18 protein-coding genes are annotated in these 17,736 nt (G+C 66.5%); 15 read left to right on the forward strand and 3 right to left on the reverse strand.

From position 1 onward, the window contains the following. The first annotated feature begins 166 nt into the window (after positions 1-166). On the forward strand, positions 167-1,132 hold the full coding sequence (locus MUN73_RS07850; protein ID WP_250139904.1) for a carbohydrate kinase family protein: 966 nt from the start codon (positions 167-169) through the stop codon (positions 1,130-1,132). 18 nt (positions 1,133-1,150) lie between these two features. On the opposite strand, the gene MUN73_RS07855 is transcribed toward MUN73_RS07850, so the two are convergent. Continuing rightward, the gene (locus MUN73_RS07855; protein ID WP_250139905.1) at positions 1,151-1,990 is read right to left on the reverse strand and encodes a DUF8054 domain-containing protein; all 840 of its coding nucleotides are present in this window, start codon (positions 1,988-1,990) and stop codon (positions 1,151-1,153) included. Between the two features lie 202 nt (positions 1,991-2,192). Here MUN73_RS07855 and MUN73_RS07860 point away from each other — a divergent pair, with 202 nt between their 5' ends. The 10 genes from MUN73_RS07860 to MUN73_RS07905 all read left to right on the forward strand — a co-directional run bounded on the left by MUN73_RS07860 (position 2,193) and on the right by MUN73_RS07905 (position 13,184). After that, positions 2,193-3,269 (forward strand): TrmB family transcriptional regulator, encoded by a 1,077-nt coding sequence (locus tag MUN73_RS07860; protein ID WP_250139906.1) that lies wholly within the window; start codon positions 2,193-2,195, stop codon positions 3,267-3,269. A 255-nt stretch (positions 3,270-3,524) separates the two neighbouring features. Continuing rightward, positions 3,525-5,000, forward strand: coding sequence for an extracellular solute-binding protein (locus tag MUN73_RS07865; RefSeq protein WP_250139907.1), 1,476 nt, complete (start codon positions 3,525-3,527; stop codon positions 4,998-5,000). Further along, positions 5,000-6,019: a carbohydrate ABC transporter permease gene (locus MUN73_RS07870; protein WP_250139908.1), complete on the forward strand. Its 1,020-nt coding sequence runs from the start codon at positions 5,000-5,002 to the stop codon at positions 6,017-6,019. Before MUN73_RS07865 ends, MUN73_RS07870 begins: the two co-directional genes overlap by 1 nt. Before the next feature lies 1 nt (position 6,020). Next, complete coding sequence (locus MUN73_RS07875) at positions 6,021-7,019, forward strand: carbohydrate ABC transporter permease (RefSeq protein WP_250139909.1); 999 nt, start codon at positions 6,021-6,023, stop codon at positions 7,017-7,019. 19 nt (positions 7,020-7,038) lie between these two features. Then, a complete protein-coding gene (locus MUN73_RS07880) occupies positions 7,039-8,250 on the forward strand; it encodes an ABC transporter ATP-binding protein (RefSeq protein ID WP_250139910.1) in 1,212 nt (403 codons plus the stop codon). Further along, entirely contained in the window at positions 8,243-8,446 is a 204-nt protein-coding gene (locus MUN73_RS07885; RefSeq protein ID WP_250139911.1) for a DUF8005 family protein, read from the forward strand. Before MUN73_RS07880 ends, MUN73_RS07885 begins: the two co-directional genes overlap by 8 nt. A 120-nt stretch (positions 8,447-8,566) precedes the next feature. Continuing rightward, complete coding sequence (locus tag MUN73_RS07890; RefSeq protein WP_250139912.1) at positions 8,567-9,649, forward strand: Gfo/Idh/MocA family protein; 1,083 nt, start codon at positions 8,567-8,569, stop codon at positions 9,647-9,649. A 214-nt stretch (positions 9,650-9,863) separates the two neighbouring features. Continuing rightward, positions 9,864-10,832 carry a sugar phosphate isomerase/epimerase family protein gene (locus MUN73_RS07895; RefSeq protein WP_250139913.1) on the forward strand — a complete coding sequence of 323 codons (969 nt, stop codon included), beginning with the start codon at positions 9,864-9,866 and terminating at the stop codon, positions 10,830-10,832. A gap of 266 nt (positions 10,833-11,098) precedes the next feature. Further along, positions 11,099-11,932, forward strand: coding sequence for a hypothetical protein (locus MUN73_RS07900; protein ID WP_250139914.1), 834 nt, complete (start codon positions 11,099-11,101; stop codon positions 11,930-11,932). Positions 11,933-12,065: 133 nt separating this feature from the next. Further along, a complete protein-coding gene (locus MUN73_RS07905; protein WP_250139915.1) occupies positions 12,066-13,184 on the forward strand; it encodes a Gfo/Idh/MocA family protein in 1,119 nt (372 codons plus the stop codon). A gap of 42 nt (positions 13,185-13,226) precedes the next feature. On the opposite strand, the gene MUN73_RS07910 is transcribed toward MUN73_RS07905, so the two are convergent. Next, the gene (locus MUN73_RS07910) at positions 13,227-13,475 is read right to left on the reverse strand and encodes a hypothetical protein (protein WP_250139916.1); all 249 of its coding nucleotides are present in this window, start codon (positions 13,473-13,475) and stop codon (positions 13,227-13,229) included. A gap of 89 nt (positions 13,476-13,564) precedes the next feature. On the opposite strand from MUN73_RS07910, the gene MUN73_RS07915 reads away from it, so the two are divergent. From MUN73_RS07915 to MUN73_RS07925, 3 genes are all read left to right on the forward strand, one after another. Further along, positions 13,565-14,797, forward strand: a complete 1,233-nt coding sequence (locus tag MUN73_RS07915) for an HD domain-containing protein (protein ID WP_250139917.1) — start codon at positions 13,565-13,567, stop codon at positions 14,795-14,797. 148 nt (positions 14,798-14,945) lie between these two features. Beyond that, entirely contained in the window at positions 14,946-15,968 is a 1,023-nt protein-coding gene (locus MUN73_RS07920; protein ID WP_250139918.1) for an amidohydrolase family protein, read from the forward strand. A 92-nt stretch (positions 15,969-16,060) separates the two neighbouring features. Further along, the gene (locus MUN73_RS07925; protein ID WP_250140815.1) at positions 16,061-16,540 is read left to right on the forward strand and encodes a universal stress protein; all 480 of its coding nucleotides are present in this window, start codon (positions 16,061-16,063) and stop codon (positions 16,538-16,540) included. A 114-nt stretch (positions 16,541-16,654) separates the two neighbouring features. Here MUN73_RS07925 and MUN73_RS07930 read toward each other — a convergent pair whose 3' ends face one another. Beyond that, positions 16,655-16,825, reverse strand: coding sequence for a DUF1059 domain-containing protein (locus MUN73_RS07930; RefSeq protein ID WP_250139919.1), 171 nt, complete (start codon positions 16,823-16,825; stop codon positions 16,655-16,657). Between the two features lie 106 nt (positions 16,826-16,931). Between MUN73_RS07930 and MUN73_RS07935 the strand changes: the two genes are divergently transcribed. After that, a complete protein-coding gene (locus tag MUN73_RS07935) occupies positions 16,932-17,705 on the forward strand; it encodes a hypothetical protein (protein WP_250139920.1) in 774 nt (257 codons plus the stop codon). The last annotated feature ends 31 nt before the right edge of the window (positions 17,706-17,736 follow it).

Below are 17,736 nucleotides of genomic sequence, written 5' to 3' on the forward strand. Positions count from 1 at the left end.
CCAGGGCGTCGTACGCCGCTCCGACAGTGAAAGGATTGCGCGTCACACGCAAGCACCCCCGCGGGACGAACCACGCCGAACGAAGGGGATCGGTGTGGACCACAGTCGCGACGCCGGTCGATCCGGACCCGTAACGTCTTGTGGCCGGCGGGTCGAAGGGGGCGCCATGAACCACGAGGTCCTTGTCGCCGGCGAGGCGTTGATCGACTTCCTTCCCGAGGAACCCGGCCCGATCGCGGCGGTCGAAGGGTTCGAACGACGGCCCGGCGGCGCGCCGGCGAACGTCGCCGTCGCGCTCGCCAGACTCGAGCACGCGCCGCTGTTCTGGACGCGCGTCGGCGACGACCCCTTCGGCCGATACCTTCACGAGACGCTCGTCGCGAACGAGGTGCCCGATCGGTTCCTCGAACTGGACCCCGACGCGAAGACCTCACTGGCGTTCGTCACACACGACGAGCGTGGCGACCGGGAGTTCTCGTTCTACCGGGACGGAACCGCCGACACGCGCCTCGAACCGGGGCGGATCGACGACGCGGTGCTCGCGGACCGGGAGTGGGTCCACGCTGGCGGCGTGACGCTCTCCAGCGGCCGGTCCCGGGAGGCGACGCTCGACCTGCTCGATCGGGCCGCCGACCAGGGGTGTACCGTCTCGTTCGATCCGAACGAGCGCCCGGAACTGTGGCCGGACGCGGATACCTACCGGCGCGTCGTCAGGGGGGCGCTCTCGAACGTGGACGTGCTGAAAGCGACCGCGGGGGAACTCTCGCGACTCGGCTTCGAGGGCGAGACCGCCGAGGCGATCGCCGGGGACGCGATGACGGCCGGACCGGACGTGGTGTTCGTCACCCGCGGCGAATCGGGGGCGATCGCCGTCGGCGCCGACGGGACCGAGTGGGCGGGAACCGCGAGCCACCCCGGCTACGATCCCGACGTCGTCGACACGACCGGGGCGGGAGACGCCTTCGTCGCGGGGGCGATCGCCGGACTGCGCGAGGAGCGGGACCTGACCGCGACGCTCTCGTTCGCCAACGCGGTCGGGGCCGCCGCGACGACGGCCGCCGGCGCGATGGCGGCGCTCCCGGGCCGGGAGACCGTCGGTTCGATCGGGGACGGATCGATCGCGGACGAGTGATCGCGGGGCGGGATCCGCTCAGCGCTCGTCCTCGAAGATGAAGAACCGCTCGTTGCAGTCGGGACAGACCAGTTTCTCCGTGGGCGTCTTTCCGATCGGCGTCACGTCGCCACAGCAGGTCGACTGAGAGACGGTCAACTCGCCGTCACAGAGGGGGCACGTCTCGAGGAGCGATCGCAACGGGCGGCCGGCGGCGCGGCGGATCGCGCCGGAGTCGACGCGGGACTCGAGAGCCCGTGCGGCGGCGAGTTCGGCGACGGCGATCCCCCGTCGGAGCGTGACGGGCGGGGCGTCATCGCTCTCGAGCACCAGGACGGGACGGCCCCAGCCCTCTCTCGTCCGCGGTTCGATCCTTGGCGGCGTCTGCTCGTCGGCGACCTGTGCGAGCGTCTGGAGGTCCCCCTCGCGAAGCGTCCGCATCTCTCGCCGCCAGTCGTCCTGGAAGTCGGACGAGAGGCGGATCTCCTCGCCCTCGGCGACGACCGCGTCCGCCTCGAGGAGTTCTGTAAGGACCTCCTCGCCGGTCGGCGCTGGCTCTCCCTCGTCGTGTCCGGCCGCCTCGCCCGCGCCAGAGAGCGACCCCGTTTCCGTGACCGGGTCGCCGTGGTCGAACGCGTCGATCGGGAGCGCCGCGACGAGACGCGGCGCGAACCGCGGCGTGTACGGGACGACGTAGCCGCGGAGTGCGATCGCGCCGGCCCCGAGGAGGCCGATCCCGGCGGCGAGGAGCCGTCGACCTCGCCACGCGGCCGCGCCGACGAGGACGGTCAGCAGGAGACTGTTGGTGATCGTACACGGCCAGCACCGGTTCTCGCCGGTGTATTCGGGTCGGCGTACCCGTTCGAGCGGATCGGTCATGGCGCGTTCGTTTCCCCCCGATCGTCTTGAGTGTGGCGCCAGCGACAGTCTTTTTTACAACAGGTGTTATATCCTGCCAAGAATGAACGAGAGAGACACGCACAGGAACCGATCGTACTGCGTCCTCGCGAGCGGCCCCGATCGCCCGATCGGCGGTGGACGCGATCGATCGACGCCCGACCTCGCGGGGCGGTGAGTCGCGATGGACGGCGACCAACTCGTCGAGACGCTGGAGGACGCCGGCCTCTCGCCGTACCAGGCCGACGCGTTCGTGACGCTGCTGGAGTTCGGCTCGGCGTCGGCGACCGACGTCGCACAGGCCAGTTCGGTCCCCGACCCACGCATCTACGACGTGTTGCGCGATCTCGAGGACGAAGGGTACATCGAAACCTACGAGCAGGACAGCCTGCACGCCCGCGCCCACGATCCGGCGGACGTGCTCGCCGACCTGCGATCCCGTGCGAATCGCTTCGAGACCGCCGCCGACGAGATCGAGGATCGGTGGAGTCGGCCGGACATCGAGGACCACAAGGTCAGCATCGTCAAACGGCTCGATACGGTCCTGACGCAGACGGACGAGTTGATCCGATCGGCCACGAACCAGGTCCAGATCGGCCTGACGCCCGCCCAGTTCGCGGAGCTCTCGGACGCGCTCGCGGTCGCCGTCGAGAACGACGTCGACGTCAAAGTCTGCCTGTTCCCGCCGCTGGAGGACGAACCGGACCTCCCCTCGACGGAGGACCTGGCGCGTGCGTCCACGGAAGCGCGATACCGCGACATCCCCTCGCCGTTTCTCGCGCTGGTCGATCGATCGTGGACCTGTTTCTCGCCACACGGCGGGTCGACGAACGAGTACGGCGTCATCGTCAACGATCGGACCCACTCGTACGTCTTCCACTGGTACTTCCTGACCTGCCTCTGGGAGGTCCAGGAGACGATCTACTCGGCCCGCCGCGAGGAGCCGCCGCTCACCTACGTCGACCTCCGGCAGTGTCTCCAGGACGTCATGCCGCTGCTCGAGGACGACCGGACCATCGAGGCGACGATCCGCGGCTTCGAGACGGACACGGGCCGCGAGGCGACCCGACACGGGACGATCGTCGACGCCACGTACGCCGGCATCTCCGCGAGCGACGACCGGGCGACGCCCCTCTCGCAGCTGGCAGGCCAGGCCTCGCTGACGGTCGCCGACGGTGACGAGCGCTTCACCATCGGCGGCTGGGGGGCGATGATCGAGGACTACGAGGCGATGCGGATCACGATCGAGTCGATCGAGTAAGCCGGGGGCGGCGCGTCGAGGTGCCGTTTTCGGTGTCCCTGGCTGTTCTGGCGGCGCTGTGTACGGACGGCGGATTGGGTAGCCTGCGCGGCCCGTGAGCCACCGCTCCGTTCGGAAGGGGATCGATCGTCATCGGCGCCTGACCGTCGTGGGTACTCGATCGTCGTCGTCCCCTGACAGAATAGATCTGGTTAACTACACCCGTTGTAGTTGATCCATTAGCTATAAATACGAATAACCCTCATACTCTTTTCTATGAGTGAGAGATACTCACAGGGTTCAGAGAACGAAGACGCGGGCGTTTCACGACGGACCTTCGTCAAGGCGGCAGGGGCCGGCGGGGCCGCGACGAGTCTGGCAGGGTGTATCTACGGCGACGACGCAAGCGCCGAGAACGCCGTGACGATCGCGATGGGGTCGACGACCATCTCGGACGTCAGGGACAACCTCCCGGACCTGCTCCACGAGAACGGCGTCGACGACGAGATCGAGATCCAGTTTAGCGAACAGTCGGACGACACCGGCGACCAGCGCGACCAGTACATCTCCCTCCTCGACGCACAGGAGTCCTCGCCCGACCTGTTCATGATGGACACTGGCTGGACGAACGTCCTGATCGAACGGGGGTACATCGCGAACCTGTCCGAGGAACTGGACGACGACACCCTCTCCCGGATCGACGAGGACTACTTCGACGCGTTCACCAACACGGCCCGCGATCCGGACGGGAACCTCTTCGGGGTCCCGCTGTTCCCCGACTACGCGCTCATGCTGTACAACAAGGGGTACGCCCGCGAGGCCGGCTACTCCGACGAGGACTTCGACCAGTGGGAATCCGAGCCGATGACCTGGCAGGAGTGGGCCGAGATGGCCGAAGAGATCGTCGACGCCTCCGACGCCGAGTTCGGCTTCTCGACCCAGTGGGACGTCTACGAGGGGACCGCCTGCTGTACCTTCAACGAGGTCATGACCTCCTTCGGCGGCGCGTACTTCGGCGGCGAGGAGAACCTGGCCGGCCCCGTCGGCGAGCGGCCGGTGACGATCGACGAACCGGAGGTCATCGAGGCGCTCAGCATGATGTACACGCTGGCCGCAGACGAGGAAGACGAGCACACGCTCGACGACTACCCCACTGGCGTCGCGTCACCGGACATCACCTCGTGGACGGAGAACCCGGCGCTGGCTCCGTTCACCGAGGGACGGGCGGCCTTCCACCGGAACTGGCCGTACGCGATCGTCGAGGCGCTCAGCGGCGAGTACGACTTCGAGGGGCCGGACGACCTCGGCGTAATGCCGCTCCCCTACGCCGTCGAGGAGGGCGAGACCGAGTACTCCGGAACGGGCGGGTCGACCTCCGCCCAGGGCGGCTGGCACATCGGGCTCAACCCCAACTCCGAGCGGAAAGACGAGGCCCTGCAGGTGCTCGCCGCCATGACGGAGGACGACTTCAACCTCGGGATGCTCGAAGCCATCGCGTGGCTCCCGCCGAAACCGTCCCTCTTCGACTCCGACGAGGCGACCGATCCCGACGTCATCGGCGACGTGGCCAACTACATGAGCACGCTTCGCGTCGCCGGCGAGGGCGCGATGCCGCGACCCGTGACGACCAAGTGGCCCAACCAGGCGACGACGATCGCCGAACAGGCCAACCAGGCCGTCGCCGGCGAGAAGAGTCCCGAAGACGCTGCGGCTGACCTCCAGAGCGCGATCGACGACATCGAAAACGAATAATGAGTACAGAACGACAGACGGTCGACAGCGGTCGGGAATCCCGCCAGTCGGGGCCGCTCGTCGCGCTCACGCGGTGGCTGGAGAACCTGGGCGAGACGGCCTTCGCCTACCTGCTGTTGACGCCCGTGTTCGTCCTGTTGACCACGATCGCGCTCTACCCGCTGTTGCGGACGTTCGAGCTGTCGATGTACACGGGCATCCTGGGGAACACCGATCCGGAGTTCGTCGGCGTCCAGCACTACGCCGACCTGTTCACCGGCAACGCGAACTCGAGCTTGCCCGGGTCGGTCACGTTCCTCCCCGACGTTTCGACGAGCGGGAGCTTTCCGTTCGTTCACGTCGAGGGCTGGGCCCGCAGTACGCTCGTCGTGACGATCCTCTTTGCCGTCGTGAGCGTCTTCTTCGAGACCCTGATCGGGTTCGGACAGGCGCTCGTGCTCGACAAGGAGTTCCGCGGTCGGCGCTGGGTTCGTGCGGCGATCATCATCCCGTGGGCGATTCCGCTCGTCATCCAGGGGATGATCTTCTACCTGATGTTCCACCCGAGCACCGGGTTCCTGACCCAGTACCTCTCGTCGTTCGGCCTCGTCGCCCCGACGAACACGCTCAACGATCCGACGAGCGCGTTCCTGATCGTGACCGTCGCCGACATCTGGAAGACGACGGCGTTCATGGCCCTGCTCATCCTCGCGGGGCTCCAGAGCATCGATCGGAGCCTCTACGACGTCGCGAAGGTCGCCGGGGCCTCGAAGTGGCAGCAGTTCAAGCTGATCACGTTCCCGCTGGTCCTGCCGTCGCTCGGCATCGCCGTCCTCTTCCGGACGATCGACGCGATGCGGATCTACGGGCTGATCGACTCCGTCTCGAGCTGTACGACCGTGCCGTCGCTGTCGTGTATGGTCGTCGAGACGTTCTACTCGAGTCGCGGACTGGCCTCCGCGGTCGCGTTCGTGACGGCCGGCATCATCGGCGTGATCGTGACGATCGTCATCTACCAGCAGTACAAGGAGGGGGTCTGACGTGGCGACCGCAACCGACACCCGGAGCGACGAGGCGGACGCCGACGAGGGACCGCTGAACAGGTGGGCCCGGAGCGTCCTCGAGGACGAAGCGAAGCGCCAGCGCCTCTACAGGGCGCTGTTCTGGGTCGCGTGTTCGTTCTTCCTCGTGACGACGCTGTTCCCGTTCTACTGGCTGCTCGTCCTCGCGCTGACGCCGAACAGCCAGATCCTGACGGGCGACTGGTCCCTGCCGGTGATCGGGATCGAGTTCCCGCATCCACAGGGGTTCAACGTCTACGCGTTCGTGGAAGTGTTCCAACAGGTGCCGTTCCACCTCTTCGTCTTCAACAGCTTCGTGCTCGCGACGACGACGACGATCATCGTCCTCGCCGTGGCGACTCTCGCAGGGTACGTGTTCGGGCGCCTCGAGTTCCCCGGCCGCGGCGCGCTGATGCTCGCGGTGCTGGTGATCTCGTACTTCCCGCCGGCGGCGTTTCTCATCCCGCTGTTCGACGCGTTCCTCGGGAACGCGGTCGTCGTCCCGTTCCTCGGCATCGAACTGTTCGAGGCACCGCGGCTGGTGAACACGCCGGGCTCGATGATCATGCCCTTCAGCGCGCTGTTCCTGCCGCTCGCGATCTTCATCCTCACCACGTTCTACGCCCAGATCCCGGACGGACTGGAGGACGCGGCACGGGTGGAGGGGACCACGCGGCTGGGCGCGCTGTTCCGCGTGATCATGCCGCTTTCGGCGCCCGGCGTCGCGACCGCCGCCGTGCTGACGTTCATCGCGGTCTACAACGAGTACTTCTTCAGTTCGATCATGGCGCTGGAGAATCGGCCCGAGAACTGGTCGCCGCTCGTCGGTGGCATCCTGAGCTACCAGACCCAGTACACGACCGACTTCAACCTGATGGCGGCCGCGAGCATCGTCGGGGTCCTCCCCGTGGTGATCCTCGTCATCGTCGCGCAGGAACGAATCGTGAGCGGACTGACCGCAGGCGCACTCAAAGAATGACGATACTCACACACCACCCATGGCACGCGTAACACTCGATAACGTCACGAAACGCTACGAAGACGTCGTCGCGGTCGACGAGATGAATCTCGACATCGAGGACGGCGAGTTCGTCTGTCTCGTCGGCCCGTCGGGCTGTGGCAAGTCGACGACGATGGAGACCATCGCCGGTCTCACGAAACCGACGGAGGGAACGGTCCACATCGGGGACAGGGACGTCACGACCCTCCCGCCGAAGGACCGCGGGGTCTCGATGGTCTTCCAGAACATCGCGCTGTTCCCGCACATGGACGTCTACGAGAACATCTCGTTCGGCCTCCGGCTGCGCAAGTACGACAAGGACGAGATCGATCGTCGGGTCGAACAGGCCTCGGACGTCGTCCAGCTCGAGGGGATGCTCGATCGGGAGCCGAACGAACTCTCGGGCGGCCAGCAACAGCGGGTCGCGATCGCCCGCGCGATCGTCCGCGAACCCGACGTCTTCCTGATGGACGAGCCGCTGGCGAACCTCGACGCGAAACTACGCGTCCACATGCGAACCGAACTCCAGCGGCTCCACAAGCAACTGGACACGACGATCATCTACGTCACGCACGACCAGGCCGAGGCGATGACCATGTCCGATCGGATCGCGGTCATCAACGCCGGCGAACTCCAGCAGATCGACCCGCCGCTGACCTGCTACAACGAGCCGGCGAACCTGTTCGTCGCCGGCTTCATCGGCTCGCCGTCGATGAACTTCGTCGAGGGCGACCTGACCGCCAGCGGACTCGAGACCGAGCACTTCGACCTCGCGTTCGATCCCGGCGATATAGAGCCCGTCGACGACGGAGTCACGATGGGCGTCCGCCCCGAGGACATCTACCTCGAGCGCAACGCCGGCTCCGTCGAGAGCGGTTCGGAGCTGATCGAAGCCCGAACCGACGTCCTCGAGCCGATGGGGGACGAGATCTTCGTCTACCTCACGCTCGACGGCGCGAGCAGCGAGATGATGACCAGCGACGAGGCCTCGGCCGCGTCGAACCAGCTCCTGATGAGCGTCGACCCGGACACCGACATCGCCGAAGACGAATCCGTGTCGGTCGTCCTCGATCGATCGAAGATTCACCTGTTCGAGGCGGCCTCCGGCGAGGCCATCACCCACGGCATCGCGGACCTGTCGGCCCGGCACCTTGCCGGCGGCGACGCGGGAGCCGCGGCGGAAGCCGAATCCGGTGGCCAGCATGAGTAGCCTCGTGCCGCTCGTCTACTACGGCGGGCTGACGGTCCTGTTTTTCTTCTGGATCTACGGGATCGTCTCGTTCACGCTCGACGTGAAGAACAAGATCGTCCCCGGAATCCGGCAGTATCGACGCAACAGACACCGACGCAAGCGACAGCAGGAACACGACAATGAACGACAGGAGACCGAAGAGCAGTTGTACTGATCGCGAAGCCCTCCGCGAAGAGCGAGCGCCGTTCACGATCGACGACGCCGATCGAGTCGGGTCGCACGGTGACGCGGATCGAACCGGACCGGTCGGACGCGACGGTCCGGTGGAGGACCGATGACGGCGGACCTCCCGGCCGTCCGGACCGGCATCGTCGGTCTCGGAAACATCGGCCACCACCACGCCGATCGGCTCGCGGACCTCGGCGTCCCCCTCGTTGGCGGGATGGACGTCTCGGCAGAGGCGCGCGACCGGTTCGCCGATCGCTACGGTGTCGAGACCTACGCGGATCACGCGGCCCTCTTCGACGACGTCGACGCCGTCGTCGTCACGACCCCGAACAAGTTCCACGAGGAGTACGCCCTGGCGGCGTTCGATCGCGACCTGCACGTCCTCCTCGAGAAGCCGCTGGCCCACTCGATCGGGAGCGCCGAGCGGATCGCCGACGCGGCGCGGGAGGCCGACGGCACGTGCATGGTCGGGTTCAACAACCGCTTCCGGAACGCGGTCCAGTTGCTCCGGGAGCGGATCGAGCGCGGCGATCTCGGGGAAGTGACCCACGTCGAGGCGAACTACGTCCGCCGGCGCGGCGTCCCCGGTCGGGGCTCGTGGTTCACCCGGCGCGAGATCTCCGGCGGCGGCGCGCTCATCGACCTCGGCGTCCACGCGATCGACCTCGCGCTGTACCTGCTCGGCGGTCCGGACGTCGAAGAGGTCTCCGGCGTCACCCGATCGGAGTTCGGCTCCCGCGAGGACTACGCCTACCTCGAGATGTGGGGCGACGACGAGGGCCCCGGCGCGTTCGACGTCGACGATTCGGCGAGCGCGTTCGTTCGCTGTGCGGACGACCGGACGGTCTCGCTCGAGGTCGCGTGGGCGACCAACCGGCCGCCGACCCACGAGTTCGTCGTTCGCGGTACGGAGGCCGCCGCGCGGTTCGACCTCATGGAGTCCGACCTCACGATCCACTCGGCGAGTTCCGACGGGGCCGACCACTTCGTGGACGCGACGATCGAACCTCGCGAGAACGACCCGCACGCGGCCGAACAGCGGGCGTTCTTCGAGGCGATCGACGCCGGCCGCGAGGAGGGAAGCGGCGTCGAGGAGGCGCTGACCGTCCAGCGGGTCGTCGACGCCATCTACCGATCGAGCGACGAGGGGCAGACGATCTCGTTGGCGAAGCGACTCCAGGAGGTCTGACCCGGACACGTCCGGGACCGACCCGGGAGTGACAGGAACGGCCCGGAGACGGAGCGCCGATCGGCATCGACGCGCTCGCCGAGACGGGACGTTTCGACCGTCGTTCAGCCCCGATTCAAAAGCACGAAATACGGACAGAGAGCCGCGCTACTCGTCAAATTGTGCGATTTTCCGGCACTGGATTTATGGTCCGGGATGCCGTCGAATCGACCGTATGAATATCGGCGTTCACACCCCGCCGCTGGCGGACGAATCGCTCGAAGGCGCACTGGAGTACCTCTCGGATATCGGCGTCGACGCGATCGAACCCGGCGTCGGCGGCTACCCGGGCGACGACCACCTCGTACGCGACGAGTATCTCGACGACGAGGACGCCCAGAGCGACCTCCACGACCTGCTCGAGGAGTACGGGATGGGGATCAGCGCGCTCGCGACGCACAACAACCCGCTCCACCCGGACGACGAACGGGCCGACGAGGCCGATACCGAACTTCGGGAGGCGATCGAACTCGCCGCGCAACTCGACGTGAACACGGTCACCTGCTTCTCGGGGCTGCCCGCCGGCGGCCCGGACGACGAGGTTCCGAACTGGATCACGGCCCCGTGGCCGCCCGAGCACGCCGACGCCCACGAGTACCAGTGGGAGGTCGCCGTCGACTACTGGGCCGATCTCGCGGCGTTCGCCGACGATCACGGCGTCGACCTGGCGATCGAGATGCACCCGAACATGCTGGTCTACGAACCCCACGGGATGGCCCGTCTGCGCGAGGCGACCAACGAGCGCGTCGGCGCGAACTTCGACCCCTCGCACCTCTACTGGCAGGGGATCTCGATCACCGACGCGATCCGGTTCCTCGGCGAGCGCGACGCCATCCACCACTTCCACGCCAAGGACACCCGGATCTACGAGGAACAGGCCCGCGAGAAGGGCGTCCTCGACACGACCGCCTACGACGACGAACCGAATCGCTCGTGGCTGTTCCGATCGGTCGGCTACGGCCACGACGAGTCCCACTGGAAGGACCTCGTCTCGACCCTGCGGATGGTCGGCTACGACGGCACCCTGAGCATCGAACACGAGGACTCGCTGACCAGTTCCCGCGAGGGCCTCGAGAAAGCCGTCGAACTGCTCGATCGGGCTGTCTTCCGCGAGACGCCCGGCGAGGCCTACTGGGCGGAGTAGCGGCCGTTTGCCGAACGGGCTTCTCGGTCGTCGTCCCGTGCTCGATTCGAGGACCAGAACAGTTCAAACACATTATTTGTTCGGTAGTATTATTATCTTAGCAAACATATTCGCCGGAGGAGATTGAGAGGTGCACTTATCTCGACAACTCCAACTCAACAATGACACGAGAGAAGACCGGAGAGCGGACAGGTGCTGACGATCGATTTCGCGTCGGGAGACGTCGGTTCGTCGGAACCGTAGCTGCTACCGGAGCGGCCATCGGAATGGGCGGACTGGCAAGTGCGGACACGGGCAGTGAGTTCCCACCGGCCGGCATAACCGAATGGGGAGATCCCGTTACGCTCGGCAACGGCGAGGTGAAGACGTTTACGACGAGTACGCCATCGGGATCACCAAAGCAGTACGGCCTCTTTATCGAGCGGGACGCGCTCGAGGGCCTCCCGTCGGCTGAAGCACTCGCGAATTCCGGCGATGACGAGTACACGGACAAATACGGACCGAACGGTCAGTCACTGATCATTCACTACAAGTGGTCCCAAGAATTCTTCCTCCCGTTTCCGAAGACGGACTCGACACCGTTTACGTTCCTCGGACTGCACTGGAACCCGGGTGGTCACCCGCCCGAGGGTGTCTGGACGGTACCCCACTTCGACATTCACTTCCACATGCTGCCAACCGACACCGTCGATGCCATTACCGGTCCGGCCGCGCCGGCCTACGACCTCCCGGCCAGATACATTCCCACGGGGTACGCCCGAGGCCCGGTCGTCGACGAGCGAGTCATCACCGATATGGGCGAACACATGGTCGACCCCACCGTGCCCGAGATGAACGGTGGCACGTTCACGAACACGCTCATCTGGGGTGCCTACGACCCGGACGGCGATGGTACTGCGGAGTTGACGTTCGTCGAGCCGATGATCACTCGTGCGTTCCTTCGGGGCCATTCCGGCACCGATCGGCGAAAGATTGCCCAGCCCGAGACCTACGCAAAATCCGGTCGCTATCCGACGGCGTATGCGGTCCGTGACGTCCCGGAACAGGACGCGATCGCCGTCTCCATCGAGAACTTCAGCGAATTTCAGGGCGACAGCTAACGCCCAGTCTCGATCGATAGCAACGCCTGGTGTCGATTCCGATCGGCAGTTGCGATCGACACCGATCGCTCGACCCGCCGACCGAGTCCTCGCGACGAAAACCTCTAACTACATCTATTGTGAATGAATACTCATGACGATCGAAGTCGGCGTACTCGGCTATCGGTTCATGGGAAAAGCCCACGCGAACGCCCTCTCTCGGCTCCCGATGTTCTTCCCGGACGCCCCGGACGTCGAGCGGAGCGTGCTCGTCGGCCGCGACGAGGAGGCACTGCGCGAGGCGGCGGATCGACTCGGGTTCGACTCGATCGCGACCGACTGGACGGACGTCGTCGACGAGGTCGACGTCTTCTACAACCTCGGGCCGAACCACGTCCACGCCGAGCCCTCGGTCGCGGCGCTTTCGGCCGGCACCCCGGTCTTCTGCGAGAAGCCGCTCGCGCCGACGCTCGAGGACGCAGAACGGATGGCCGACGCCGCTCTCGACGCCGGCGTCACGAACGGGACGGCGTTCAACTACCGGTTCGTCCCCGCGATCCGGTACGCGAAGCGGCTGCTCGACGACGGCGAACTCGGCGAGATTCACCACGTTCGCGGGCGGTACCTCCAGGACTGGCTGGTCGACCCCGACGCACCGTGGTCGTGGCGCAACGACGAGGAGATGGCCGGTTCCGGCGCGCTGGGCGACCTCGGCGCGCACACGGTGGACCTGCTCCGATACCTGGTCGGCGACGACGACCTCGCGGGCGGGATGGAGCGCGTGAGCGGGCACCTGCAAACGTTCGTGGAGGAGCGGCCCGTAGAGGGCAGCGACGAGACGCGCCCCGTCACCGTCGACGACGCCTACTCGGCCCAGGTCGAGTTCGAAAACGGCGCGATGGGAACGCTCGAGGCCTCCCGCTTTGCGAACGGCCACAAAAACGACCACACGATCGAGATCCACGGCTCGAAGGGAAGCCTGCGCTTCTCGCTCGAACGACTGAACGAACTCGAACTGCTCCGGGAGGGCGATCGGGGCTACGAGACGATCCTCGTCACCGACGAGGACGACCCCTACGTCGACCACTGGTGGCCGCCGGGCCACGTCATCGGCTGGGAGCACACCTTCGTCCACGAGAACTACGAGTTCCTGCGCGCGGTCGCCGAAGGGGACGAGTTCGTGCCGGGATTCGAAGAGGGCCTCGCCGCCCAGCGCGTCCTCGCATCGATCGAGGAGAGCGACGAGCGCGGCGAGTGGGTCGCGATCGAGTGACGCGTCGCCCCCCGACGACGGCCGATCACCTGGTGCCGTCGCTCACTCGGTGTCGACGCGAACGACGACGTGAATCTCGTCGTAGCGGACGCTCCCCTCGTCGAGCGGTTGCCCGTCGAGTTCGAGGTAGCCCGGTTCGATCCCCGTCACCGTTCCGGCCCGTTCGGGATCGTCCGCCCCGGTTCTATCGGCCTCCCAGACTTCGACCTCGTCGCCGACCGAGACGTGTTGCTGGACGAGGGTCGCGGCCTCCTGCTGGTCGGCGTCCGGGGGGATAGTGAGATCAGTCATTGGTGATGGAACCGACCACGGCGACGCCATTAGTGGTGGTGCCGGCAATGACACGACCGTTTTTGTGTGAGAGCGCCGAAAGGCGGGGCATGAAAACCATCAAGGATAGCGTCCACGACCACATCCGGATCGACGGCGTGGCACGGGACCTCCTCGATACGCCGGCCGTCCAGCGACTCCGGCGAATCGCCCAGCTGGGGACCGTCTCGCTCGTCTATCCGTCGGCTAACCACACCCGCTTCGAGCACAGTCTCGGCGTCTACCATCTCGCGTGTGCGGCCCTCGAAGAACTCGGCATCGAGGGGAAACGGGCCGATCGCGTCCACGCGGCCGCGCTCCTCCACGACGTGGGCCACGGGCCGTTCAGTCACAACCTCGAGTCGCTGACCTACCGCCGAACGGGCCGGTACCACGACGACGTTCACGACCTCCTGAACGAGGGGCAGGTCGGGACGGTCCTGCGAGATCACGACCTCGACCCCGACGCAGTCGCGGATCTCGTCGCGGGCAACGGCCGCTTCGGGCAGCTCGTCTCGGGCGAACTCGACGTCGATCGGATGGACTATCTCGTCCGGGACGCCCACCACACGGGCGTCCCCTACGGGACGATCGACACCGGCCGGCTGGTCCGGGAGCTGACGTTCGCCGACGGCGAACTCGTCCTCGACGAGGGGAACGTCCAGACGGCCGAGAGCCTGCTGGTCGCCCGGGCGCTGATGAACCCGACCGTCTACAGCCACAGCGTCGCCCGGATCAGCAAGGCGATGCTCCGTCGCGCGGCGGAACGACTGCTCGAGTCGCCCGACGCCGACGTCGACGCCGCCACCCTCCAGCGAATGGACGATCACGAACTGATCGTCGCGCTCCGATCGTGTGCGGACACCGGCGAGTTCTCCCGGCGACTCGACCAGCGGGACCTGTTCAAGCGAGCGGTGTGGGCCGAGATGGACGATGTGCCGGGCGGGGTCATCGAGGCCGAGCACGAGTCGATCCGGGCGTTCGAGCGCGACATCGCGTCCGAGGCCGGCGTCGACCCCGAACGGGTGATCCTCGACGTTCCGAGTCGGCCGTCGATGACCGAGTCGACGTCACGCGTGATGGTCAACGGCGAGATCCGGCCCCTCGAACACCAGTCGCCGCTGGTCGGGGCGCTCCGGGCCGCCCAGTACTCGCAGTGGCGGCTGGGCGTCTACTCGCCGGCCGAGGTGCGCGATCGGGTCGGCCGGGCCGCCGTCTCCGTGCTCGGACTCGACATCGAGGGGGCGCTGGTGAGCGAGGTCAGGAACGGCCTGGACGCGACGCTGGACCAGTTCGCCGAGTGACCGCGGTCGGCAGCCGACCGTACTCAGCCGCTCGAACCCGGGGCGGACGACCGACGCAGGTGTTCTCGAGGCGATCGAACCCGGGTCGATCCCGAGATCGGCGATCCGACGCCGAACCGTTGAAGGGACTCCCCACGAACACTCCTCCATGGAACGAACGGGGACGATACTGCGAGGGCGGGACTTCGACCCCGTCGAAGGACGACTCGTCGTGGACGACGACGGCCGCATCGAGGCTATCGATGAGGAATCGGTCGACAGCACCGACGTCATCGTCCCGGCGTTCGTCAACGCCCACACCCACATCGGCGACTCGATCGCGAAGGAAGCAGGCGGCGGCCTCTCGCTCGAGGAACTGGTCGCGCCGCCGGATGGACTGAAACACCGCCTGCTCCGGGCGGCCTCGCGGGAGGACCTGGTCGCCGGCATGCGCCGATCGCTCCGATTCATGCAGCGGAACGGGACGACGGCCTGCCTCGACTTCCGGGAGGGCGACGTCGCTGGGGTCGAGATGCTCGACGAGGCCACGGCCGATCTCGACGTCGAGGCGCTCTCGTTCGCCCGGGGCTCGATCGACGCCATGCACGCGGGCGACGGCTTCGGCGCGAGCGGGGCCAACGACGACAGCTTCGATCGGGAGCGAGCCGCGACCCGCGAGGCCGGCAAACCGTTCGGGATCCACGCCGGCGAGGTCGATTCGAGCGACGTCGATCCGGCGCTGGACCTCGAACCGGACTTCCTGGTGCACATGGTCCACCCCGAGCCGGATCACCTGGATCGGGTCGCCAAGCAGGACGTACCGATCGTCGTCTGCCCGCGATCGAACCTCGTCACCGACGTCGGCTTCCCGCCCGTCGACGAACTGGCCGAGCGGACGACCCTCGCGCTTGGCACGGACAACGTGATGCTCAACTCGCCGTCGATGTTCCGGGAGATGGAGTTCGTCGCAAAGATCGCCGACCTGCCGGCCGCGGAAATCCTCCGGATGGCGACGATCAACGGGGCCGAACTCGCGGACCTCGAGTATGGCGTGCTCGAACCGGGACGCGAGGCCCGATTCCTGGTTCTCGACGGCGACTCGGACAACCTCGCGGGGACGCGGGATCCGGTCCGGGCCGTCGTCCGGCGCGCTGGCGTCGACGACGTCAGCGAAGTCGTGCTCGACCCCTGACGGGACGGCGCTCCGCTCGCCGAATCGGTCAAGTAACCCACACGTTCACGTAACGTTATGCCCGTGGGTGCGGTATGATATCTACTAGCAAGATGTACGACTGTATCCTCGTCCCGACCGACGGGTCGGAAGAGGGCGAACACGCCCTCGAGTACGCGTTCGACCTCGCGCGGGCCCACGACGCGACGGTTCGCGTGCTGTACGTGGTCAACGTCGCCGGCTACGGTGGTCTCCCCATGGAGACGGCGTGGGAAGGGATCAGCGACGCACTGTACACGGAAGGCGAAGCCGCCGTGGAACGCGCCGAGGAGCTCGCTCCAGACGACGTCGAGGTCGAAACCAGCGTCCGCGAGGGGGCCCCGAGTCGAACGATCATCGATCGGGCCTCGCCCGAGAACTGCGATCTCGTCGTGATGGGAACCCACGGCCGCGGCGGCATCGATCGCCTCCTCCTGGGGAGCGTCGCGGAACGGGTCGTCCGCCGGGCCGACGTCCCGGTGCTTACGGTCCGGGTCGGCGACGACGACGAACGTGGCGAGGCGGCCGAACGATCGCCCGTCGCCGTCGAGTAAGAGCGCGTTCTTCGCAGGAGCGTCGTGTCGTCGACACGCACAGCGACAGCGCTGGCCCGATCGGCGAACGCCCGCGGGTACGTGCGTGCGGTTAGCAGAGCGACGGACGCTGCGTCAGAGTTCTTCGATGTAGGGAGCGACGTCGTCGTCGGTGACCTCGCGTCCGTGGACGTCCTTCAGGTGGGACCGGGCGGCCTCGTATATCGACTCCTCGAACTCGCTGTAGACGACCACGTCGCAGTCCGCGACGTCGCGACATTCGAACCGATACCGTTCCGTGACCATACGCTATCGAGTCGCGCAATCACCAAGTAGGTGCTGCCTCGGGGAGGTACGATCCGTCCCACTGCCGCCGTCGAAGCATTTGTATTCCGCTCTCGATTGCACACGTATGGGAGCAACGGGGACGGTTGTCTCGGTTCTCGCCGGTGCGGTGACCGCACTGTTCGCCGTCTTCCTCACGTTTTACCTTCGCAACCAGTGGCAGGAGATCCAGTCCCTCCGGGCGATGCAGACGGAACTCGACCAGAACGCCGATCGACTCCGGGAACTCGCCGACCTCCTCACCGACGACCTGCAACGCCAGCAGGTCGACCTGCCGATCGAGGTCCCGCCGGGAACGCGGATGGAGATCCGGTACGTCGTCTCGTTTCCCAGTTCCCTCTCGACCACTGCGTTCGAGCAGTTGAAACACACCGGCATGTTCCTCCGGCTATCGCCCGAAATCCGCCGCTCGTTGCTCGAGTTGTACGATACCATCGATCGGATCAACCGGTTGCGCCAGCACAGGGAACGGATCCACTTCGACGACGTCGGGAACGTCCACATCGTGATCGATCCGACCGAACTCGACGTCGACCCGGACGCGACCGTCACCGAGGACGACCTCTCGGCGGAGACCCGACGACGGCTGGCGGATCTCCGACAGATGCGGCGAGCCATGAAGGGCGTGAACCGGTCGATACTGCGCCTCATCGCCTCGATCTCGTCGTCGGAAGTAATCGAAGAACTCGACCTGGAACCGTTCACTGAAACGGATCGGAGTCGCGGGCCACACCGGGACTCGCGGACCGAGTCGCCGGGTACTGAGGAGGTCGATCTCGAGGAGATGCGATCGACTCTGCGCGACGTCGAGCGGGACTCGGTCTGGTCCCGATTCATGTGACGCGACACGAGCGCACGGATCGAATAGCGCG

This window comes from Halosolutus amylolyticus, assembly GCF_023566055.1.
Classification (GTDB): Archaea; Halobacteriota; Halobacteria; order Halobacteriales; family Natrialbaceae; genus Halosolutus; species Halosolutus amylolyticus.